General features: G+C 37.4%; 21 protein-coding genes. 1 reads left to right on the plus strand and 20 read right to left on the minus strand.

The annotated features are described in order from the left end of the window. Nucleotides 1-43: 43 nt before the first annotated feature. From recG to NSS97_RS19660, 3 genes are all read right to left on the minus strand, one after another. Nucleotides 44-2,092 (minus strand): ATP-dependent DNA helicase RecG, encoded by a 2,049-nt coding sequence (recG, locus tag NSS97_RS19650; protein WP_016100712.1) that lies wholly within the window; start codon nt 2,090-2,092, stop codon nt 44-46. Between the two features lie 424 nt (nt 2,093-2,516). Continuing rightward, nucleotides 2,517-4,193 carry a DAK2 domain-containing protein gene (locus NSS97_RS19655; RefSeq protein ID WP_002066784.1) on the minus strand — a complete coding sequence of 559 codons (1,677 nt, stop codon included), beginning with the start codon at nt 4,191-4,193 and terminating at the stop codon, nt 2,517-2,519. Between the two features lie 22 nt (nt 4,194-4,215). Further along, the gene (locus tag NSS97_RS19660; RefSeq protein ID WP_002014507.1) at nt 4,216-4,578 is read right to left on the minus strand and encodes an Asp23/Gls24 family envelope stress response protein; all 363 of its coding nucleotides are present in this window, start codon (nt 4,576-4,578) and stop codon (nt 4,216-4,218) included. Between the two features lie 378 nt (nt 4,579-4,956). On the opposite strand from NSS97_RS19660, the gene rpmB reads away from it, so the two are divergent. Further along, entirely contained in the window at nt 4,957-5,145 is a 189-nt protein-coding gene (gene rpmB / locus NSS97_RS19665) for a 50S ribosomal protein L28 (RefSeq protein WP_000124776.1), read from the plus strand. A 73-nt stretch (nt 5,146-5,218) separates the two neighbouring features. Here rpmB and spoVM read toward each other — a convergent pair whose 3' ends face one another. From spoVM to NSS97_RS19750, 17 genes are all read right to left on the minus strand, one after another. Beyond that, complete coding sequence (gene spoVM / locus NSS97_RS19670) at nt 5,219-5,299, minus strand: stage V sporulation protein SpoVM (protein ID WP_001213599.1); 81 nt, start codon at nt 5,297-5,299, stop codon at nt 5,219-5,221. Between the two features lie 66 nt (nt 5,300-5,365). Then, the gene (locus NSS97_RS19675) at nt 5,366-6,046 is read right to left on the minus strand and encodes a thiamine diphosphokinase (RefSeq protein ID WP_002014506.1); all 681 of its coding nucleotides are present in this window, start codon (nt 6,044-6,046) and stop codon (nt 5,366-5,368) included. A 100-nt stretch (nt 6,047-6,146) separates the two neighbouring features. Further along, nucleotides 6,147-6,791 carry a ribulose-phosphate 3-epimerase gene (gene rpe, locus NSS97_RS19680; protein WP_002014505.1) on the minus strand — a complete coding sequence of 215 codons (645 nt, stop codon included), beginning with the start codon at nt 6,789-6,791 and terminating at the stop codon, nt 6,147-6,149. 2 nt (nt 6,792-6,793) lie between these two features. Then, a complete protein-coding gene (gene rsgA / locus NSS97_RS19685) occupies nt 6,794-7,675 on the minus strand; it encodes a ribosome small subunit-dependent GTPase A (protein ID WP_002014503.1) in 882 nt (293 codons plus the stop codon). A gap of 270 nt (nt 7,676-7,945) precedes the next feature. Then, nucleotides 7,946-9,919, minus strand: a complete 1,974-nt coding sequence (gene pknB, locus NSS97_RS19690) for a Stk1 family PASTA domain-containing Ser/Thr kinase (RefSeq protein WP_107886425.1) — start codon at nt 9,917-9,919, stop codon at nt 7,946-7,948. Nucleotides 9,920-9,927: 8 nt separating this feature from the next. Continuing rightward, nucleotides 9,928-10,680: a Stp1/IreP family PP2C-type Ser/Thr phosphatase gene (locus NSS97_RS19695; protein ID WP_002066780.1), complete on the minus strand. Its 753-nt coding sequence runs from the start codon at nt 10,678-10,680 to the stop codon at nt 9,928-9,930. A 4-nt stretch (nt 10,681-10,684) separates the two neighbouring features. Further along, a complete protein-coding gene (rlmN, locus tag NSS97_RS19700; RefSeq protein ID WP_002014500.1) occupies nt 10,685-11,773 on the minus strand; it encodes a 23S rRNA (adenine(2503)-C(2))-methyltransferase RlmN in 1,089 nt (362 codons plus the stop codon). A 4-nt stretch (nt 11,774-11,777) separates the two neighbouring features. Then, nucleotides 11,778-13,112 carry a 16S rRNA (cytosine(967)-C(5))-methyltransferase RsmB gene (rsmB, locus tag NSS97_RS19705; protein WP_107886424.1) on the minus strand — a complete coding sequence of 445 codons (1,335 nt, stop codon included), beginning with the start codon at nt 13,110-13,112 and terminating at the stop codon, nt 11,778-11,780. Beyond that, nucleotides 13,109-14,053 carry a methionyl-tRNA formyltransferase gene (gene fmt, locus NSS97_RS19710; RefSeq protein ID WP_002014498.1) on the minus strand — a complete coding sequence of 315 codons (945 nt, stop codon included), beginning with the start codon at nt 14,051-14,053 and terminating at the stop codon, nt 13,109-13,111. The genes rsmB and fmt overlap by 4 nt, the downstream gene beginning before the upstream one ends. Before the next feature lie 22 nt (nt 14,054-14,075). Next, nucleotides 14,076-14,546 carry a peptide deformylase gene (gene def / locus NSS97_RS19715; RefSeq protein ID WP_002014496.1) on the minus strand — a complete coding sequence of 157 codons (471 nt, stop codon included), beginning with the start codon at nt 14,544-14,546 and terminating at the stop codon, nt 14,076-14,078. A gap of 11 nt (nt 14,547-14,557) precedes the next feature. Further along, on the minus strand, nt 14,558-16,963 hold the full coding sequence (priA, locus tag NSS97_RS19720; protein ID WP_341113867.1) for a primosomal protein N': 2,406 nt from the start codon (nt 16,961-16,963) through the stop codon (nt 14,558-14,560). Then, nucleotides 16,960-18,165 (minus strand): bifunctional phosphopantothenoylcysteine decarboxylase/phosphopantothenate--cysteine ligase CoaBC, encoded by a 1,206-nt coding sequence (gene coaBC, locus NSS97_RS19725; protein WP_002014494.1) that lies wholly within the window; start codon nt 18,163-18,165, stop codon nt 16,960-16,962. The genes priA and coaBC overlap by 4 nt, the downstream gene beginning before the upstream one ends. A 197-nt stretch (nt 18,166-18,362) precedes the next feature. After that, nucleotides 18,363-18,575, minus strand: a complete 213-nt coding sequence (gene rpoZ / locus NSS97_RS19730) for a DNA-directed RNA polymerase subunit omega (protein WP_002014493.1) — start codon at nt 18,573-18,575, stop codon at nt 18,363-18,365. Nucleotides 18,576-18,577: 2 nt separating this feature from the next. Continuing rightward, nucleotides 18,578-19,195, minus strand: coding sequence for a guanylate kinase (gene gmk, locus NSS97_RS19735; RefSeq protein WP_002014492.1), 618 nt, complete (start codon nt 19,193-19,195; stop codon nt 18,578-18,580). 13 nt (nt 19,196-19,208) lie between these two features. Continuing rightward, a complete protein-coding gene (gene remA, locus NSS97_RS19740) occupies nt 19,209-19,472 on the minus strand; it encodes an extracellular matrix/biofilm regulator RemA (protein ID WP_001251456.1) in 264 nt (87 codons plus the stop codon). Between the two features lie 67 nt (nt 19,473-19,539). Then, on the minus strand, nt 19,540-20,415 hold the full coding sequence (locus NSS97_RS19745) for a YicC/YloC family endoribonuclease (protein ID WP_002088227.1): 876 nt from the start codon (nt 20,413-20,415) through the stop codon (nt 19,540-19,542). Between the two features lie 99 nt (nt 20,416-20,514). Then, nucleotides 20,515-23,238, minus strand: a complete 2,724-nt coding sequence (locus NSS97_RS19750) for a calcium-translocating P-type ATPase, SERCA-type (RefSeq protein WP_002033778.1) — start codon at nt 23,236-23,238, stop codon at nt 20,515-20,517. Between the last annotated feature and the right edge of the window lie 11 nt (nt 23,239-23,249).

Here is a 23,249-nt window from a genome sequence, read left to right on the forward strand (position 1 = left end):
ATCATTAAAAGTAGAATGCAACAAAAACTTTTGCAGACTACTTTTAATCGAGCTTCTCTCCCTGGAACACACCTGTCCCATCAAGATAAGTACGCAGCGAAGCATACTGATCATTATGCCAAAACGCTTCTGAATCAACTAGTATCGCTGCATCTTGTCTTGCTGTTTCTAACGCCCGATAATCATGTACCATATCAGCAACCTTAAATTCTGGTAGACCACTTTGCTTACTTCCAAAGAAATCCCCAGGACCTCGTAACTCTAAATCTTTTTCTGACAATACAAATCCATCATTTGTTTCAGTCATAATGCGCATTCTTTCTTTTCCCGTTTCTGATTTCGGGTCCGCAATTAATAAACAATATGATTGTTCACTACCACGCCCAACACGCCCCCTTAGCTGATGGAGCTGTGATAAACCGAAACGTTCCGCGTCATAAATAACCATAACAGTCGCATTTGGTACATTCACGCCTACTTCAACAACTGTTGTCGACACAAGAATTTGCACTTTATTTTCACTAAACTGTCCCATTATCTCTTCTTTTTCTTGAGATGATAGTCTCCCATGCATTAATCCAACTTGGCATTTCCCTTGATAATGATGAGTCAGCATACTATGTAAGTCGATAGCATTTTGTACATCAAGCTTCTCAGACTCTTCAATAAGAGGGCAAATAACATATGCCTGTCTTCCTTTTTTTATCTCTTTCTCCACAAAGCCGAGGACACGATCTAACATATCATGTTTTGCCCAGTACGTTTCGATTACCTTTCTACCAGCTGGCATTTCGTCGATAATAGAAACGTCCATCTCTCCAAATGCAGTGATAGCTAACGTACGCGGGATTGGGGTCGCCGTCATAAACAATACATCTGGACTTTCACCTTTCTCACGTAAAACCCGGCGCTGCGCCACACCAAATCGATGCTGTTCATCAGTAATAACGAGACCTAACCTATGAAATATAACTTCGTCTTGAATTAAAGCGTGCGTCCCAACAAGGATGTCTACTTCTCCCTGTTCTAATCTCGACAAAATTTCTCGACGTCTCGCACCTTTAACAGAACTTGTTAGCAATTCAACCTTCATACCGAAATGCGAAAACGTCTCCGCGAGCGACTGATAATGTTGCTCGGCTAAAATTTCTGTAGGAACCATCAAAGCACCTTGATAATGAGCCAATTTCGCCGCATAAAGAGCAATCGCAGCAACAACTGTTTTCCCAGAACCTACATCCCCTTGCAATAATCGATTCATTCGGTACGGAGATATCATATCTTTCATTATTTCATCTACAACCCGGCGTTGTGCACCAGTTAATGGAAACGGAAGTGCATCAGTAAACTCTTGCAATTCTACTAATGAAATTTCCTTTTTCGTCCCTTTCGAGTTTTCCCTTTCCATTTTCCGTAATGTTTGCATTTTCAACTGAAACAAGAAAAACTCCTCATATACAAAACGGCGACGCGCTTGCTTTAAGTCTTCCTGTCCCACTGGAAAATGTAACCCTCTGAGCGCTTCATAGCGTGATAATAATTTATATCGACTTAACAAACCATCTGGTAACACTTCGACTATAGAATCTCCATACTCCTTAAATGCTTGTGCAACAAACCGGCGCATCTGTTTTACTGTCAGTTTTCCTTTCACTGAATATACAGGTTCTACTTCTTGTTGTCGTACAACCGGTCCAAAATTCAGTTCTGATACAGCAATTGTTTGGCGATGCTGATCCCATTTACCAGTAATCGTTACCGTTTCATCTAAATTTAACTTTTGTTTATAGTATGGTCTATTAAAACATACAGCTGTAATTAAATAACGACCGACGAGAACACGAACTGTAAGACGTGACTTCTTCTTCCCATAATATTGCAGTAAAGGAGCACTATGAATTTTCCCCTCAACCGTTACACGCTCGTCATGCTTTACTTCAGCAAGATCTTTCATCGCATAGTCTTCATAGCGGTACGGAAAATGTTCTAATAGATGAGAAACTGTATAAATTCCCATCTCGTGTAACAACTCAGATGTTTCTCCTCCGATTCCCTTTACATCCGTAACAGGAACTTGTACAACTTCATTCAAGATTCTCACGCTCCGTCACATTATTTTCTTTGATTCATTCTATTGATTATCCATTATTATCATTGACATCTGTAATCGCTCTCTTTCACCTTATATATTCTATCATAGGCATTCTAAGAGAAACTACTCTAATCCCTCTGTATAAAGTGAAACTATAATCAGTGGGCGTTTACGGGCAGTTAATCTCCCACTTAACTTCTTTGCTCCAGCCGAATATAGGGGGTGGAAGTTTTACTGCCCACAAATAGCGGGATAAAACAAAGTTGTACAATACGTAAGAAAAGAGCCTCACTATTAGCAGCAAGGCTCTTTTCTATCATCAATATGCTAGCCTTTTGAATAAAAACTAGTAATAAACTTCATATCACTATTTCTTATCCATTAGCAAGTAAGTAACCCATTTATTTTCAAATCGAATCTTTTCTTATTCTACAGAGAAGATGAAAGAATACACCGGTTGGTTCCCTGCATGTACTTCTACTTCTGCATCTTCAAAGTTCTCTTCTACAAACGCAACTAATTTAGCCACTTCTTCATCTGTTGCATCTTCACCTTGTAGAATCGTTACGATTTCAGAATCTTCATCAATTAGCGCTTCTAGTAATTGCTTTGCAGCTCCTACTTTCTCAGCATTTGTAGATACAATTTTCCCATCTGCAATACACATGAAATCATCTTTTTGAATCGCTACACCGTCAATTTCCGTATCACGAACAGCATACGTAATCTGACCTGTTTTCACATGAGCTAAAGCTTCTTTCATGTTTTCTTCATTCTCTTCTAGCGTTCCAACTGGATTAAATGCTAACATTGCAGCCATACCTTGAGGAACTGTTTTTGAACGAATAACAATAACTTCTTGTTCTACAACTGACGCTGCTTGTTCTGCTGCCATCACGATATTCCCGTTATTTGGTAAGATGATGATTTTTTCAGCATTCGCCTCTTCAATCGCCTTCACAATATCCTCCGTACTCGGATTCATCGTTTGGCCACCTTCGATAACTTTCGTTGCACCAATGCTCTCAAATAGAGTTTTAATACCCGATCCCATAGCTACAGTTACAATACCATACGGTTGTTTCTCTATTGGCTGATTCGTTTGTTCAGGTACCATGGTAGGTTCATCTAATAAAGCAGTATGCTGTTCACGCATATTTTCTACTTTGATCTTAATTAGACTACCGTAACGTTGTCCATAGTTCATAGGATCTCCAGGATGTTCCGCATGAATATGAACCTTTACAACCTCATCATCCGATACAACAAGTAGTGAATCTCCGTACACACTAATATCTTCACGGAATTTTTGTTCAGAGAAATTATGTTCCTTCATTTTTCCAGGCTCTAATTTCACCATGAACTCCGTACAATATCCATACTTAATATCTTCTGTACTCAATTGGCTTTGTACACTACGGTGATGTTCTGCACGTACCATGTCATTCATAGATGGTTGGGCAGGCATATTAGAAGAAATCGTTTCTCCTTTTAAGTCAGCTAAAAATCCTTCATATACAACAACAAGACCTTTACCACCGCTATCTACAACGCCAACTTGTTTTAATACAGGTAATAAATCTGGCGTACGATTTAACGATGCGTTTGCTTCTTTTACAACGTCTTCCATAAACAAAACAAAGTCGCGCTGTTTTTTCGCAACTGTCACTGCATATTTACCCGTTTCTCTTGCAACCGTTAAAATCGTTCCTTCAATTGGTTTCATAACCGCTTTGTAAGCTGCCTCTACTCCAGCTTCTAAAGCTGCAGCAAAATCAACTGTCGTTAATTCTTCTTTTTGTTCAATGGATTTAGAGAAACCACGGAATAACTGAGATAAAATAACCCCAGAGTTACCACGAGCTCCCATTAATAATCCTTTGGCTAAACTTACACCGACTTTACCAGCATGCTGCGAAGGATTTGCTTTCACTTCACGTGCGCCTGAAGTCATTGATAAGTTCATGTTTGTACCGGTATCGCCATCTGGAACTGGGAATACGTTTAATGCATCAACAAGCTGAACATTATTTGTTAAATTATTGGCTCCTTGAATGATCATTTGTGATAAACGTTTTCCATCAATTTTTTGAATTGACACAGATTTTCCTCCTTAATGCACATTACAAGTTTATTACTTTAACTCCTTGTACGTAGATGTTTACAGAATCTACTGCTAGTCCTACAGTTTGATCTAATGTATATTTCACTTTAGTCTGCACGTTATGTGCTACTTCTGAAATTTTCGTACCATAGCTCACAATAATATACATATCAATATGTACTTCATCTTCATTTTTACGAACAATAACGCCTCTAGTGAAGTTTTCTTTTCGTAAAATTTCTGTTAATCCATCTTTTAACTGATTTTTTGATGCCATACCTACGATACCGTAGCAATCTACTGCGGCACCTCCAGCAATTGTTGCAATTACATCTGTACTAATATCAATTTGACCGTACTTCGTTTTAATTTCAATTGACATCTCGTTTCCCCCTTCATAAATGGTGAAAGTGAGCTAGACTACTTTAGTTACTATCATATAATCTTTTTAAAGAAAATTCCATCGTTCTTTCTTTTTCACTCTCATATTTTATGTTTTAAATTACATTTTTTTATGATGAGCAAAATAGTCCATTGTTATTATACAACATGTACCACTATAATATGTCAAGCAATTTTTCTTGATTTCACCTTTTCTTCATTGACATATAGTGTCAAGTATTTTTTCTTGATTTCTTTTTCCTACGGTGTTGCATTCTCTTTTTAGTTGTGTTAAATTATAGTAGTGTTTTTAGCATCGCATAAAAGACTAATATTGAAAAATTACGTATGTTACGGTAGTTAAGGGAGGGAAATATAAATGGCTCGTGTTTGTGCTATCACTGGAAGAAAAGCTCGTTCTGGTAACTCTCGTTCTCACGCAATGAACGCTACAAAACGTAAATGGGGCGCTAACCTTCAAAAAGTTCGCGTACGCATCGACGGAAAAGTTCAACGTGTTTACGTTTCTGCTAGAGCATTAAAATCTGGCAAAATCGAACGTGTTTAATAATAAAAAAAAGAGCCGCTAGGCTCTTTTTTTATTATACCATTGGAAAAAGCACCGGTAATAGGTGCTTTTTTTAGTCTTTTTTGAAGGTATTTAACATCGCACGAACAATTCCACCAAGAAATTTAGGTAACTTAATTGTATAAAATCTCATGGTTTCCCTCCTAATCCCCATTACTCCACTTGTTCACTATATGATGCAAGGAGCAAAATTGTTTCTTCAATCAGTGCTTCTTATCATCATTAATATGCCAGAAGTGAATGAAAAAGTACCTTTTTCCTCAACGAGTTCATTACTAATACAAAGTGTCGATCCCCACTCTATTGTTTTATTAGTAAGGGGATACTTAAAACCGTGAAGTGTAATACCTTCTACCCTTTCAGTAACTGGTACAAATGATACGTATGGAAAATGTTCGTTTCCTTCAATTATATACATACCAAACTTTTTCACCATTATTTCATTTTTATTGTCCACAATACACATTTCTATATTTACTTCTAATCCCTTTAAAAGCATCTGAATATTTGCTAAACCATGATCAAGTCTTCCACCAGTAGCACCAAAAATACGAATTAATTTTGGTTTCTGTTCTAAAGCCCAGCTAATTGCAATTTCTAAATCTGTTTGATCTTTTTCTCGCGGGACGATATGTAATTCATTTGTTTGCTGCCTCATCCATGCTAATTCCTCATCAGTAACTGAATCATAATCCCCAAACGCAACAGCCGGAGTGATTCCTCTTTTCAACAAACGGTACACTCCTCTATCAACGGCCGCCCAAACTACTTCTTCATTTTCATACCGCGAAAAATCTGCGCAGTATTCTGCAGGTCCTCCCGCTAAAATATGAATAATCATTTTTCCTTCCCCTTCTATTGTAAAAAGGCAATCTGCCATTCGGTAGATTGCCTTTCTCCTTATTTGCCACTCTAACATGTATAAATAGTGAAGTCTTAATGAACTAGAAGCTTCACTAGGATAAAGGTTCGTTCATTCTTTATCCGCGAATTACACGAATTGCTTCACCGCGGTCTTTTTGATTGTATACTGCTGATCCCGCTACAAGAACATTCGCTCCTGCTTCAATACAAAGTCTTGCCGTTTCAGCGTTGACACCACCATCAACTTCAATTTCCACTTCTAGATTTCGCTCTTTAACCATTTCTGCAACTTGTTTGATTTTCGGTAATACAGAATGAATAAACTTCTGCCCGCCAAATCCAGGATTTACTGTCATAAGTAATACCATGTCTATATCTTCTAATACATGCTCAATCGTTGAAACTGGAGTATGCGGATTTAATACAACCCCTGCTTTAATGTCATGAGATTTAATTAACTGAATTGTACGATGTAAATGAGGACACGCTTCTACATGAACAGTAATAATATCCGCTCCCGCTTTTGCGAAAGTTGGGATATAGTTATCAGGATTTTCAATCATTAAATGTACATCTAACGGTAATGATGTAATCGGACGGATTGCTTCTACAATTAATGGTCCAATCGTAATATTTGGTACGAAATGCCCATCCATTACATCGACGTGAATGTAGTCAGCTCCGCCTTTTTCTACATCTTTAATCTCTTCCCCTAATCTTGAAAAATCTGCTGATAAAATCGATGGTGCAATTTTAATCATGACTAATACCTCGGCTTTCTCTCTCTAATTTCTTCTACGAATTGTTTGTAATTCTTATAACGATATTCGGTAATCTTTCCTTCTTCAACCGCAGCTTTCACCGCACATTTCGGTTCAGCAAGGTGTGTACACCCTCTAAATTTACAGTATTGGCTCGCTTCTTTCAACTCTGGAAAACAATATGTAAGATCTTCTACCTCTATATCTATGAAATCAAGCGAACTAAAACCAGGTGTATCCGCAACAAGTCCGCTTCCAACTGTAATTAATTCTACGTGTCTTGTCGTATGCTTTCCACGTCCTAAATGTGAAGAAATATCATTAGTTTTCAATTCTAAATCTGGACGTAATACGTTTAGCATTGAAGATTTCCCAACACCAGATTGGCCTGCAACGACGGAAATACAACCTTCTAAGAATGGTTTCAGAATATCAATACTTTCCGATGTATTTATAGAAGTAAACAACACATCATAACCCATTTCACGATAATCATTTGCATAAGATTCAACAGTTTCTCTCATTTTTTCATCTACTAAATCCATCTTACTAATACAAATAATTGGTTTAATGTTATGATATTCAATTAATACTAAAAATCGATCTAACAGTCCTGGATTAAAATCTGGTTCTACCGCAGAGAAAACAAGAATAGCTTGATCAACATTAGCAATAGGAGGTCTAACAAGTTCATTTTTCCGATCAAATACTTCTAACACATAACCTTCATTCGGATTATCCGCTTGAAAAACAACTTGGTCTCCTACAAGTGGCGTAATTTTATTCTTTCTAAATACACCACGCCCACGACATTGTGTAATCCCTTCCTCATTCTGCACATAATAAAACCCACTTAGAGCTTTTACAATTTTTCCTTCTGGCATATAATTCTCCTTTATTTTGTATAAAATGAAACTGCAATTAAATATGAATAGACTAGCGTTCTTTAAACAATTAGTTCAAAGCCCACCAAATATATATCCAGGTTCATATATTTAATCTACCATCAAATTTGAAATATTATTTACAACAGTATCACTTTTACAGCTTTTTGAATCATATATTTTTGCCTGTTATACAGTCCACGATGTAGACAGCATAACAGGCAAGAGTAATAAATTCCATCTTCTATATAAGGACGATGGAATTCACTATTATTGAGCTGGATATGGTACTTCCTTGTCCATAATCGTTACTCCATCTCGGACAATTTTATAGTGTCCCTTTGCACCTTCTTGAATTACAAATTCTAAAGAAATAATCGCTGACTCAGTAATTGTTCTCGTTTCAACTGGTTTATCCATTTTTTGCTGCATATCTTCTTTATAAATTTCTATTGTTTGCGGCTTTTTCTCACCTGCTGCAGAAGCTTCATATGGGATAGAAATGTTATCCACTTTTACCGTTTTCGTCACTTTAGGCTTCGGACCATCGGAGATAACAATCGATACTTTATCTCCTTCTTTTAAAGGTGTCCCAGGCTTTGGTAACTGTGAAATAACAAGACCTTTATCAACCTTATCTGAATACTCTCTTTGTATATCAGAAACAAGCTTTCTTTCATTTAAATAACCTTTTACACTATTTTCAGTCCATCCTGAAAAATCACCTGGTCTTATTTGATAAGGTCCTTTACTTACCCAAATTTTCAGCTCTTGTTCTGTCTCTATAACCATTTGATCAGGCGTTGGTATTTGCTCTACAATTTCACCTTTCGGCTTATCATTTTCAATATAATTTATTGTAACTTGTTTATATTTTTCTTCTAACTCAGCTCTTATACTCTCGAAATCTTTTCCTGTCAAATCACGCATCTTACTTTTCTTTTTCCCACCTGATTGATAGATAGTAATTTTAGAGTTTTCTTTCACTACTCTTCCTGCTATAGGATCTGTTTTTATCACGTTTCCGGCTTCAACATCATCTGTATATACAAGATTAGGTTCAGTAACTTCAAAACCTTTTTCAACTAATGTATTTACCGCTGTCGTATATTTCATACCAGCCACATCAGGAACCTTCACATCTTTCGGAATAAAGAAGCCTGGAATAACAGTAAGTGCTAATGTTATCCCTATCGCTAAAAGTAAAAATGTTGTAATTAAAACTTTCAGCCATTTATTATTTCGCTTTTTCTTCTTACCTGATTTGGTCTCTTCTTTTCTTACTTGTTCATCCACTTTACTTCCTTTTAATACAATCGTTTCATCACTTACATTTTGAAATAGTTGTTCTTGTTGAATAATTGGAATCGCTTTCGTTGCTTCCATATCTTCTGGTATGTAAAATGGTTGTTCATTTATTCGTTCTGGGTATAGTGCTGTTTCAATATCTCGTTTCATCGCGTTAGCAGATTGATATCGATGGAACGGATCTTTCGCAGTTGCCTTTAATATAATATTTTCAACACTTTGTGGAATATTGTCATTCCATCTTTTTGGAGATGGCATTTCATTTTGTAAATGTTTTAACGCAATTGCAACAGCAGATTCACCAGAAAACGGTTGTCTTCCTGTTAACAATTCAAACATAACAATCCCAAGTGAATAAATATCTGATTGTTTATTCGCTATACCGCCGCGCGCTTGTTCTGGTGATAAATAATGCACCGAACCGAGCACCGAATTTGTATGTGTAATTGTTGCTGCACTTGTAGCTGTCGCAATTCCAAAGTCTGTTACTTTGACCACTCCGTCATCTCGAATCAAAATATTGTGTGGTTTAATATCACGATGTACAATCTCAAAATGATGGGCGTGTGCCATAGCGGACGTTAACTGCTCCATTATATCAAGAGCCTCTCCTATCGGTAACATCCCTCGATCAATTATGTATTGCTTCAATGTTCGTCCAGGTACATATTCCATTACAAGATAATATATATCATCCTCTTCCCCAACATCATACATATTCACAATATTTGGATGCGACAACGTTGTAACAGATTGCGCTTCTCGATGGAAACGTTTAATAAACTCTTCATTATTTGAATAGTCGAGTCTTAATATTTTTACCGCTACATCTCGGCCGAGTATATCATCATGAGCTAAATATACATTGGCCATTCCTCCACCGCCAATCATTTTCAGCAGCTTATAACGGTCATTTAAGCGTTTTCCAATCAGCACGTTGCACTTCACCTACTTTCGTTTGTCGAATCCGTATAATCAATAATAACGAGGGTAATATTATCTTCTCCACCACGATCATTTGCTAATTGAATGAGATGCTCTCCCTTCGCCTCGAGCTGTTCATTCAATTGTAAAATTTGTTGCATATCAGCAATAGAAACTTTGTTAGACAATCCATCCGAGCAAAGAAGTAATTGATCATCTTCTTCAAGCACCAATGTTTTAACATCTAATCCAACTGTTTCTTCATTTCCTAATGCTCTTAACAAAACATTCTTTTTCGGGTGATATTCTGCATCTTCCTTTGAAATTTCGCCATGTCTTACAAGTTCATTTACAAGCGAATGATCTTCCGTTACAAGCGTCATTTTCCCCTCTGATACCATATAACAACGACTATCTCCTATATGACCTATCGTCACAAAATTCGATGTACAAATGGCTATTATAAGTGTTGTTCCCATGCCATTACATTCTGCATGCTGCTGAGAGTAAGCATATATGCGCTCATTAATAATTCCAACGTTAGTATGTAACCACTTTTCTACCTTTTTAGGCTCATTCATATTATGCGTTTGCTTCCAATAATCATGGAATAATTGAATAGCCATCGAGCTAGCTACATCGCCAGCTCGATGACCTCCCATTCCATCTGCTACTACCGCTAAAATATTTCCATCTAAATTGCGAAAAACTCCTGCACTATCTTCATTATGTTGACGAACTTTTCCTTTATCCGATAGAAACACGGCTTTCATCTAGTCACCTCGTCTCTTCTTTGCGCTCCTTTGCACGCAACTGACCGCAGGCTGCATCAATATCATGACCTTGTTCACGGCGAATGGTTACATTCACTCCACGATCTTTTAGCGTCTTTTCAAATAAGAAAATTTGCTCTCGTGGCGTACGTACATAATCACGTTCTGGCACGTAGTTTACCGGAATTAAGTTTACATGACATTTTACACCTTTTAAGAGCGCAGCAAGTTCTTCAGCGTGCTCAACTTGGTCATTTTCTCCTCCAAATAAGCCATATTCAAATGTAATACGACGCCCTGTTCTATTTACATAGTATTTAACAGCTTCCATTAAATCAGGTAGCTTATAAGCACGGTTGATCGGCATTAATTTTGAACGTATCTCTGTATTTGCAGCATGCAATGAAATCGCAAAATTAATTTGCATATCTTCTTCAGCGAACTTATAAATTTTTGGAACAATTCCACTTGTTGAAACTGTCATATGTCTTGCACCAATATGAATTCCTTTTTCATGATTTACAATGCGTAAGAATGACATTAAGTTATCATAATTATCAAATGGCTCTCCAATTCCCATAACAACAAGAGAACTTACACGTTCTTCTGTTTCATCAAGCGCACGCTGAACTTCTACTACTTGCGCTACAATTTCTCCAGCCTCTAAGTTTCGTTTTAACCCACCAAGTGTAGAAGCACAGAACGTACAGCCAATGCGGCAACCCACCTGTGTTGTTACACAAATGGAATTTCCATATTCATGTCGCATTAGTACAGTTTCAATAGAGTATCCATCGTATAACTGGAATAGGAATTTAATCGTTCCATCCGAAGACGTTTGTTTTACTAAAGTGTTTAAAGTAGTAATATCAAAGGAATTCGACAATTTATCGCGCAATCCTTTAGCAAGGTTTGACATATCCTCATAATTTTTTACACGTTTTTTATATAGCCAATCAAAAATTTGTCCTGCACGGAACTTAGGTTCCCCTTGTTCCTTTAACCAATCTTGCATTTCATGAAGTTGTAAAGAATAAATTGATGGTTTCTTTGTTTCTAGATTTTTCTTTTGTTTTTTTACAGTCGTTTCCATGATGCTACACCTTCTTTCTTAAACAAGCAATATAAAAGCCATCTGTTGCAAAATAATGCGGTAAAATTCGTACTTGACCTTCATCAATATACGGATTTAACTTTTCTGGCATGCGATCTTTTATCGTAGTATCCCATTCAAATTCAGGATGCTCTTGTAAAAATTGCTTTATTACTTGTTCATTTTCTATTTTTTCAATTGTGCACGTACTATAAACAAGGCGACCACCTTGTTTTAACAATGGTGCTATTTTTTCTAGTATCGCAAGTTGAATCGTTGATAACCTTTCACTATCGCCCTTATCTTTACCTAACTTAATATCAGGTTTACGTCTAATAACACCAAATCCAGAACATGGTGCATCTACTAATATTTTGTCAAAAGATTCATTTGCAAAATGCTCTTGAACTTTTCTAGCATCTAAAGCCATCGTTTCTACATTTTCTAAACCAAGTCTCTTCGCCTGTTGTTCAATTAAACGTACTTTATGTGCGTGTAAATCAAGCGACATTACCTTACCAGTTCCGTCCAAACGCTCTGCAATATGAGTTGTTTTTCCGCCAGGAGCAGCACAACTATCTAGAACTGTATCTCCTTTATTCGGTTCTAAAGCACGTGCTACAAGCATTGAGCTTTCATCTTGAATAGAAAGGCAACCTTTTTTGAACGCTTCTGTATGTGCGACATTTCCTCTTTCAATTTGAATTGCATCCTCTGACAATTCGCCACGTTTTGCTTCTATACCCTCATCAGCTAATAACGCAACCGCTTCTTCTACCGTTACTTTATCAACATTTACACGTGCTGTTGGTACAGGTGGCAACATATTTACTTCACACATTTTCTCTGCTGTCTCTAAACCATATTCGGATGCCCATTCTTGTACAAGCCACATTGGATGACTCGTTGCAATCGCAAGACGTTCTACTGGATTTTCGATTTCTTCTAACGAAGGTACACCTTCTCGCTGAATTGAACGCAATACTCCGTTCACCATGCCTGAAATCCCTTTATGCCCACGACGCTTTGCAATCTCAACTGCTTCATGAATAGCCGCTCTTTCTGGAACTCGGTCTAAATATAGCATTTGATATAGAGATAGGCGAAGCAACACTCTTACCCACGCTTCAACCTTTTTTCTTAAAAATGGTTGTAAATAATAATCTAGTGTGTCACGACGTTGAATTGTTCCATATACCATTTCAGTTAATAAACCAATATCTTTTCTGTCAATTGTATTTTTTTCAATCAAATTATTTAAAAGTAAGTTGCTATATGCACCACTTTTTTCTACTTGAATTAAGCCATCCAGAGCTAACTCACGAACATTTTGTCTCATGCATTTTCTCCTAACTTCGTACCAATTTCAGGTTTTGTTCCACGTAAAAATTGTGAACAACTCATACGCTTTTTACCAGATGGTTGCAATTCAGTGATTTTAACGCCTGTCTCGTTCCCTGTTGCAACAACAAATCCATCTTCTTCAAGAGCTACTATTGTACCTGGTTCAGCTTTCTCTGTAATAGAGACCTTCTCTCCCCACCATACTTTAATAACTTGTCCTGCCAAAGTCGTATAAGCAACTGGCCATGGATTCAATCCGCGAATGTGATTGTATACTTCTTCACCTGTTTTTGTCCAATCAATTATCTCTTGCTCACGTTTTATATTATATGCAAACGTCACTTCAGCTTCACTTTGTTTAATTGGTTCTAGTTTACCCTGAATTAGTAAAGGAACCGTTTTAGATAAAAGGTGTGCTCCTGCTTCGCTTAACTTATCAAATAATGAACCTGTTGTTTCACGCTCTTCAATTTCTACTTCTACTTGCGTTAATATATCGCCCGCATCTAATTTTTCTACCATATACATAATTGTAATACCTGTTTTCTCTTTACCTTCCATGATCGCATAATGAATTGGTGCACCACCGCGAAGTTCTGGAAGTAATGATGCGTGGACATTAATACATCCATACTTTGGCGCTTCTAAAATTTCATTCGGTACGATTTGTCCAAATGCTGCTGTTACAATTAAGTCTGGCTCTAGTGCTAATACTTTTTCATATTCGTCTTTTTCACGAATTTTTAACGGCTGTACTACTGGAATACCATGTTTCTCCGCTTCTACTTTAACAGGAGTAGGTGTTAAAACCTTTTTTCTACCAACTGGACGATCAGGTTGCGTTACAACACCAACTACGTCATATCCGTCCTCGATAAGACGACGAAGCACCGGCACAGAAAAGTCCGGTGTCCCCATAAATACTACTTTCATCATTCAAAAACCGCTCCTTTTAAACCTATTCTAATTCGCCTGCTTCATAATACCTTTTCACTTTAGATGTAAATAAAACACCGTGTAAATGATCGATTTCATGCTGAATTGCACGCGCTAAGAAGTCATCCGCTTCTAATAAAAATATTTTACCGCGACGATTTTGTGCACGTACTTTAATGTAATCTGCACGCTCCACTTCACCATAAAGTCCCGGAAAGCTTAAGCAGCCTTCGGGACCTACTTGTTCACCACGTTTTTCTAAAATAACAGGATTAATTAATTCAATTTTACCCGTATCATCACCTATATCAACAACAGCAACTTGTAAGCTTACACCCACTTGTGGCGCAGCTAGACCAACTCCGTCTGCAATTAACATTGTTTCATGCATATCTTTTAACAATTTCACTAACTTTTTATCAAAGTTAATTACTCTTTCGCATGGTGTTTCTAACACTTCATTTGGATGCTTTACAATTTCTAAAACTGCCATATTTCCCTCCGCTACATTAACATTGTTGGATTAAAATCAATTGAGATTTGTAGCTCTTTTTGCATTTCTGCTTGATAATGTTCATTTACCATTTTGAGCACGTTCTTTAAGTTTGGTTCCCGTTTGTATTTTATCATGCATTGGTAACGATATCTATCTTTTATCCTTGGAATTGCTGAAGCAACCGGCCCTAACACCATTGTTTGCCTTGAACAATGCGTTCGTAAATGACCGACAATTTTTTCCGTCACTTGGACTGCCTTTAATAACTCCGGATGAGATACAGTTACAAGTACAACGTAGTAATATGGCGGATATTGTCTCATTTGCCTCATTTGCATTTCGTGATCATAAAATACATCATATTGTTGATTCTTTGCTAATTCTACACTGTAATGTTCCGGCGTATACGTTTGAATTACAACTTCACCTGGCAATTCATGTCTTCCTGCACGTCCACTCACTTGTGTCAATAGCTGATACGTCTTTTCACTCGCCCGAAAATCAGGTAGATGAAGCATCGTATCCGCCGTTAAAACGCCAACAAGCGTCACCTTCGGAAAATCAAGCCCTTTTGCAATCATTTGTGTTCCAAGTAATATATCTGCTTTCTCTTCACCAAACGCCTTTAATAATTTTTCATGCATTCCTTTACGGCTTGTTGTATCCACATCCATTCGAATGACCCGCGCCTCAGGGAAGAGTTTTGTGATTTCTTCTTCAACCTTTTGCGTCCCTGTACCAAAGAAACGAATATACGTACTATTACAAGCAGGACACTCCGTTGGCATATTTTCCTCATGACTACAATAATGACACTTTAAACGATGGTTCATTTTGTGATATGTCAACGAAATATCACAATGCGGACATTGTACGACATACCCACAATCACGACACATCACAAACGTAGAATGACCCCTTCTATTTAAAAAGAGAACCATTTGTTCTTTCTTTTCTAATCGATCTGCTATTTTTTCATGCAGTGCCTTTGAAAACATTGAGCGATTTCCATCACGAAGCTCTTCACGCATATCAACAATTTCTACAGTCGGCAAAGCTTGTTTGTTCATACGTTTTTCCATTGTAAGCAACCCATAGACACCTTTTTTCGCTCTAGCAAACGATTCAAGTGTCGGCGTTGCACTTCCGAGAACGATTGGACACTTATGGTATTGTCCTCTCCACACTGCTACATCTCTTGCATGATACTTTGGGTTATCCTCTTGCTTATAACTTGATTCATGCTCTTCATCAATAATAATGATTCCTAAATTTTCGAATGGAGCAAAAATAGCTGAACGCGCACCAACTACAACTTTCACTTCTTTTCTTAATATCTTTCGCCATTCATCATATTTCTCGCCAACAGAAAGCGCACTGTGAAGAACTGCAACTTGCGAACCGAACCTACCTTTAAAGCGATCTACCATCTGGGGCGTTAGCGCAATTTCAGGAACAAGCACAATTGCTTCTTTTCCTTTCTCGAGCACCGCTGCTATAGATTGTAAATACACTTCAGTCTTACCACTTCCTGTAACACCATATAGTAAAAATGGATTGTAAGTTTCATTTGTAATTGATGACAAAATCGGTGTAATTACTTGTTTTTGTTCCTCAGTAAGCGGAAATGGTTTCGTTTGTTCAAAATCATCATCGTCATACGGACTCCGGTATACCTCTACATACTTTTCTGAGATTAGACCCTTTTTAACAAGTGCTTTTATTGGAGCATCTGTTATTTGTAATTCTTCTGTTAAATTTTTTAACGGTACACTTTTGTAGTTTTCTACAAAATAATAGAGTACATCTTGTTGTTTTTTACTTTTCAGTTCAAATGCTGCTAATTCCAATTTATCTGCCGGCAACTCCGGTTGAACTACTCTTTGTTTCTTCTTCTGCACTTTATCCTTTACTTGATAAACCACTTCAGTCGTACCATTTTTAATTTCTTGTTGAATAGTGCGATATAGGTGCGGCTGTGCTTCGATAACTTCCCAATCTATCGTTTCCTTCCCTTGAAATAAAGAAAGAATTTCTGGTGCTACTTCTTCTCGGTTACGAAGTTGCAGACGCTTTTTATATGTTGCTTTAATCGCCGTCGGAAGCATCACCTGAAAAGCTGAAATCATATAACATAACGTTTCACTTGTAAGCCAATACCCAAGTTTTAATAATTCATCATTTAAAACCGGAGTGACATCTAATATTTCATACAACGCTTTTAACTTTTTACTTTCTAGTTCAACCGAATCCTTTATGCCAATAATAAAACCTTGCAATTTCCTCGGACCGAATGGGACTACTACACGCATTCCTGTTTGCACGATATCTTCCCATTTTCTAGGGATAATATAATCAAACGGTCGATCTGTTTGACGTGCAGGTACATCAACAATTACACTTGCAAACTTCATACATAATCATCTTCTAACATCATTTCTATTTGCTTTAATATTTCACGAGCCACTTCTTTCTTCGTTAAAAGTGGCAGCTCAATGATTTCTCCATCTTTTCTATACATTGTCACAATATTTGTATCCGTACCAAACCCAGCTCCTTGCGCTTTCACGTCATTCGCAACAATCATATTTGCATTTTTCTCACGTAATTTTCTCGTTGCGTATTCCTCTATGTTTGTCGTTTCAGCTGCGAAACCGATAAGTAACTGTCGGTCCTTCTTCTCACCTAACGTTTTTAAAATATCCACTGTTCTTTCTAATTCAATTACAGCATCGCCATTTTTCTTTTTCATTTTATTATCATGAACATATTTCGGACGGTAATCTGCAACGGCTGCTGTTTTGATGACAACATCCACACTCTGATAATGCTGAAGGACTGCCTCTAACATATCTTGTGCAGATTCTACTTGTATTGTTGTGACATGTAATGGTGACTCTAATGCTGTCGGTCCTGACACAAGTATGACATCAGCACCTAAGCCTGCTGCAACTTCTGCGATCGCATACCCCATCTTTCCAGAAGAAAAATTCGTCATAAAACGAACCGGATCAATCTTTTCACGTGTCGGTCCAGCTGTTATTAATATTCGTTTTCCTTGCAATGGTTGTTGTTCCGAGAAAGCCTCTTCTAATCGTCCAATAATTGCTTCAGGTTCTTCCAGTCTTCCTTTTGCTACATAACCACATGCTAAAAAACCTTCCCCAGGCTCAATAAATGTATATCCTAATGTTTTTAACGTCATCATGTTTTTTTGAACAATTTTATTTTCATACATATGCACATTCATAGCAGGTGCAATCCACACTGGAGCTGTAGTAGCTAACAAAGTAGTTGTAATCATATCATCAGCAATACCGCCAGCTAACTTTCCAATGCAATTAGCTGTAGCAGGTGCAACAAGTACAACATCTGCCCAATCCGCTAAATCAATATGAGCAATAACAGCGGAGTCTCTCTCATCAAACGTATCCGTATATACATCATGGCGAGAAAGTGCTTGAAATGTAAGAGGCGTAACAAACTTCATTGCCGACTCACTCATCATTACTTTTACAAGAGCGCCAGCTTGTGTCAATTTACTTGTTAACGCAGCCGCTTTAAAAACTGCAATGCCTCCTGTTACACATAGAAGTATCTTTTTCCCTTTTAGCATATGACTCGTCCTCTTTCTTTTTCAAACTTATTCTACTGAAATAGAATTTCCAGCTCGTCAGTACCAGTATTTCGTTCCGTCTTTTTCGATTCCTTTTCATCCCTATCGTAAAAAAATAACAACCTACTTGTAAATAGGTTGTTACCGTTACATAGAAAATTATAAAGTCTATGTTTTAATTTGTCGAAAAGAATGTCTTAATCAATTATTGTGTCATCGCTTGGTACATATTTTAATACTTCTAAATCGATTTCTTCTAACGCTTTACCTACACATTTATAAGAAACAGGCTTTTCAATAACACAATTGTCAGCAATTTGCATTTCACGTGCACGCTTTGCAGCTACTGTTACAAGTGTATATTTAGAATCGATTTTTGTTAATAATGAGTCAATTGATGGATTTAACATAATTATAGACCCTCCGTCATTTCTTTATAGTATTTTGCCACTCTTTCGCGGCGGCAATGTTCACCAACCACAATTGCTTTAATTCGGTCGCAAGCTAATTCAACTTGATCGTTTTCTACAACATAGTCATAAGCGTCCATCATTTCGATTTCTTCTTTCGCTACAGTTAAACGATTTTCAATAACATCTTCAGTTTCTGTACCACGGCCGACAATTCGGTTCTTTAGTTCAGATAAACTTGGAGGTGCTAAGAAAATAAATACACCTGCTGGGAAGGCTTTCTTAACTTGAATTGCTCCTTGCACTTCAATTTCTAAGAACACATCTTTTCCTTCTTGTAACGTTTTTTCAACATAATCAATCGGTGTTCCGTAATAATTACCAACGAACTCAGCCCATTCAAGTAACTTTTCATTACGAATCATTTCTTCAAATTCTTCTCTCTCTTTAAAGAAATAATCCACACCATCTACTTCACCTTCACGCGGTTTACGTGTCGTTACTGAAATAGAGTACTGAAAACGTGTGTCTTCATGGCTAAACAGCTCTTTTCGAACCGTTCCTTTCCCGACACCAGAAGGTCCCGAAAGAACGATGAGCAATCCTCTTCTACTTCTCATAAATATGTAAAACCTACCCTTCCTCACTTAAATCTTCTTTATTATTCAAACGATGTGCAATCGTCTCTGGCTGAATTGGACTTAATACTACATGCCCATCATCCATAACAATAACCGCCCTTGTTTTTCTCCCATACGTAGCATCAAGCAAAGCATTATGTTCACGCGCTTCCTGTACTGTCCGTTTAATAGGAGCTGACTCCGGACTTACAATAGCAATAATTCGATGAGCAGATACTATATTTCCGTATCCAATATTTAAAAACCGCATGGCCATAGTTTGCGCCTCCTAGTAAGTCTATCCGATTTCTCCACCACGTATAACTTTATATATTTTTTGAAAGCTACTCAATATTTTGTACTTGTTCACGAATTTTTTCAAGGTTATTTTTCATTTCTACGACATATTTTGAAATTGTTAAGTCATTTGCCTTAGAACCTATCGTATTAACTTCCCTATGCATCTCTTGCACGATGAAGTCCATTTTCCTTCCAACAGGCTCTGTAATTTGCAGTGCTTCACGAAATTGATCTAAATGACTTTGTAATCGAACTAATTCTTCGTGAATATCTGAACGCTCTGCAAATATTGCTACTTCTGTCAACAATCGTTGTTCATCTAAATCTTGATTATGTAATTCTTTTAAGCGATTTTCTAATCGTTCACGATATTTTTGTGTAACAATTGGTGCATGTGGAATAATTGCATTTACACAATTATGAATCTCTTGCAAACGATATGCTATATCTTTATGTAATCGTTCTCCTTCGCCATCTCTCATCGTTTTCAACATATGAGCAGCTTGGCGAACAGCTTCATATAAACCGGTTTCAAATTGTTCATTTACATTTTCTATTTCTTCAACTGCCGTTACTTCTGGCATTCCCATTAGTTGCCCGAGTGTAATAGAATCTTGTAATTGAAATTTCCCTTTTATATCTTCCATAATGGATTGGTACTGCTTGAGAAGTTCCCAATTCACAGTTAATTTTCTTTCAACAAGCCCTTCGCCTGTTATACTAATAGACACTTCAATACGTCCACGGCGAACTTGCTTTGCAATTATTTTACGAATCTTGTCTTCAAACGCCATCATTTGCTTCGGAAGCCGAATACTCATTTCTAAAAAACGATGGTTCACCGACTTCATTTCTACTGTTATTTGAAAAGTATCGTTTTCTACCTTCGATCTTCCAAATCCTGTCATACTACAAATCATCTTTATCACATCCAAGCCATGAAATAACTCAATGAAAAAGGCAATAGAGATGCGACTCTACTACCTTCTGTAAATTATATCATATTTTCATATCATTGACTATTTCAAGTTTAATCCCTTCTTATATAACAGCGGCTTTTTCTTTTTCTCCTTTTTTCTTGTTAATAAGGATCCTACTAATAAGAAGGTCGGAATAGATGATAATCCTCCAATTAACAACCAATCTCGTGCTTGTATCGGCATTGTGCTAAAAATCGGCTGTAATGGTGGATAATATATAACTACAAGCATTAACAGTAAAGAAATAATAACCGCCCCTACTAAATATATATTTCCAAACGGGTTGCGGTGAAATATAGAATGTTCACTACGACAATCAAATACATGAATAAGCTGAGCCAGTACTAATGTTGCGAAGGCTACCGTTTGTGCATACTTCAATTCATTCGGATGCTGGTTAAATGCAATAATAAACGCTACTAATGTCACTGCTCCGATTAGAAAACCACGACTTATAATTTTCCACGCAAGCCCTCTAGCGAACACCCCTTCTTTCGGATGGCGTGGTGTTCTCTTCATCACATCTCCTTCAGCCTTATCCAAACCTAATGCCATCGCTGGTAAACCGTCAGTAACTAAGTTCACCCATAAAATTTGAATTGGAACCATCGGCAATGGCAGTGCAAGTAACATCGCAAATAACATAACTAAAATTTCACCAACGTTAGATGCTAACAAATACCGAATAAACTTCCGAATATTTTCATATATGTTTCTACCTTCTTTAATCGCCGATTTAATCGTAGCAAAGTTATCATCTAACAACACAAGTGAAGAAGCTTCTTTTGCAACATCTGTCCCTGTAATTCCCATCGCAATCCCTATATCAGCTGTTTTAATAGCTGGAGCATCGTTCACTCCATCACCTGTCATAGCTACTATATGTCCCTTATTTTGCAGCGCCTTAACGATTTTCAATTTATGCTCAGGAGACACTCGAGCGAATACATACGTATCTTCTACAATATCTTCTAATGCCTCTACATCCATATTCGCAAGTTCTACACCTTCAACAACGCGTCCACCCGCCGGTAAAACCCCTAGCTGTTCCGCAATTGCCATTGCCGTCACTTTATGATCTCCCGTAATCATTACCGTTCTAATACCAGCTTCCTTACACTCTTTCACCGCTTGCGCCACTTCTAGTCTTGGCGGATCTATCATTCCTTGTATTCCAACAAGCATAAAATCCTGCTCGACTTCTCTTTCATGTTCAATTGAATCTGTAGCTTTTAACGGTTTAAATGCCACCGCAATCGTTCGTAAAGCTTGACTTCCTAAACTATGAATCGCTGCCTGCACTTCTTTTCGATACATTTCACTTAAAGGCTGCTGCTTATTTCCCCACAAAATTGTTTGACTCATTTGCAAAAGAACATCTGGTGCTCCTTTTGTAATAACAAATTTTTTACCTTCACGATCACGAACGATAACGCTCATCATTTTTCTAGTTGAATCAAAAGGAAATTCACGAATGACTTCAAACTTTCCTTTAAGAGCTTCACGTGATATTCCCGCCTTCATTGCAGCAGCAACGAGAGCTCCCTCTGTTGGATCTCCATCTAACACATACGTCTTTTTCTTTTGAATGACATTCGCATTATTACATAAACAGCCAAATGTAAGTAGTTGATACAGTGATTTCGTCTTAGTAGGGTCAATTACTTCTTCACCTTTCATAAACGAACCTGTTGGCTCATAGCCTTGACCTGTTACTTTCCACAATTCTCCGCCTGACCACATATGTGTTACCATCATTTTATTTTGTGTCATTGTTCCTGTTTTATCTGAGCAAATAACAGAAGCACAGCCTAATGTTTCTACAGCTGGCAACTTTCGCACAATTGCCCTCTTTTTAATCATACGCTGTACGCCAAGTGATAGCGCAACCGTAACGATAGCTGGCAATCCTTCTGGAATAGCTGCAACAGCAAGCGAAACCCCAGCCAAAAACATGTGATACACTTCATTCCCTTGATATACACCAGCTAGTACAACAAGAGCCGTCAAAATAAGAGCAACAATAATTAAAATTTTTCCAAGCTGTTCTAATCTTCTTTGTAATGGCGTTTCCATTTGCTCAGCATTTTGCAACATATTTGCAATTTGCCCCATAGCTGTATTCATTCCAGTTGCTACGACTACCCCTGTTCCAGCACCTCTCGTTATCATCGTCCCCATAAATGCCATGTTTTTTTGATCACCAATTGAAACATCTTGACCTTGTAACGCATCTACCTTCTTTTGTACAGGCAATGACTCTCCTGTAAGAGCCGATTCTTCAATATATAAACTTGAAGATTCCACAAGGCGAACATCCGCGCCAATACGGTCACCACTAGAAAATTTAATAATATCACCTAGTACAAGTGCTTTTGACGGCGCTTTTATCCACTTCCCATTTCTTAGTACAGTAACTTGAGGAGCTGCCAATTCTTTTAAAGCTTCCAACGATTTTTCAGCTTTCCTCTCTTGGAAGAAACCGAGGACACCATTAATAATAACAATTGCAACAATTGCAATCGAATCAATATACTCTCCTAAAAAAGCTGAAATAATTGTAGCACCAAATAAAACAAGTACCATAAAATCTTTAAATTGCGCTAAAAACACCATAAGCGCAGAAGGCCGCTTTGCTTCTTGCAATTCATTTGTACCAAATTTCTTTAATCGGCCCTCTGCTTCTTGCTCTGTAAGACCTACCTCCACATTCGTATTCGTTCTTTCCTCCACTTCATGTGCTCGCATTTCATACCAGTTCATCCTGCCATCGA

Source organism: Bacillus sp. FSL R12-0074 (assembly GCF_038005725.1).
Taxonomy (GTDB): Bacteria; Bacillota; Bacilli; order Bacillales; family Bacillaceae_G; genus Bacillus_A; species Bacillus_A mycoides.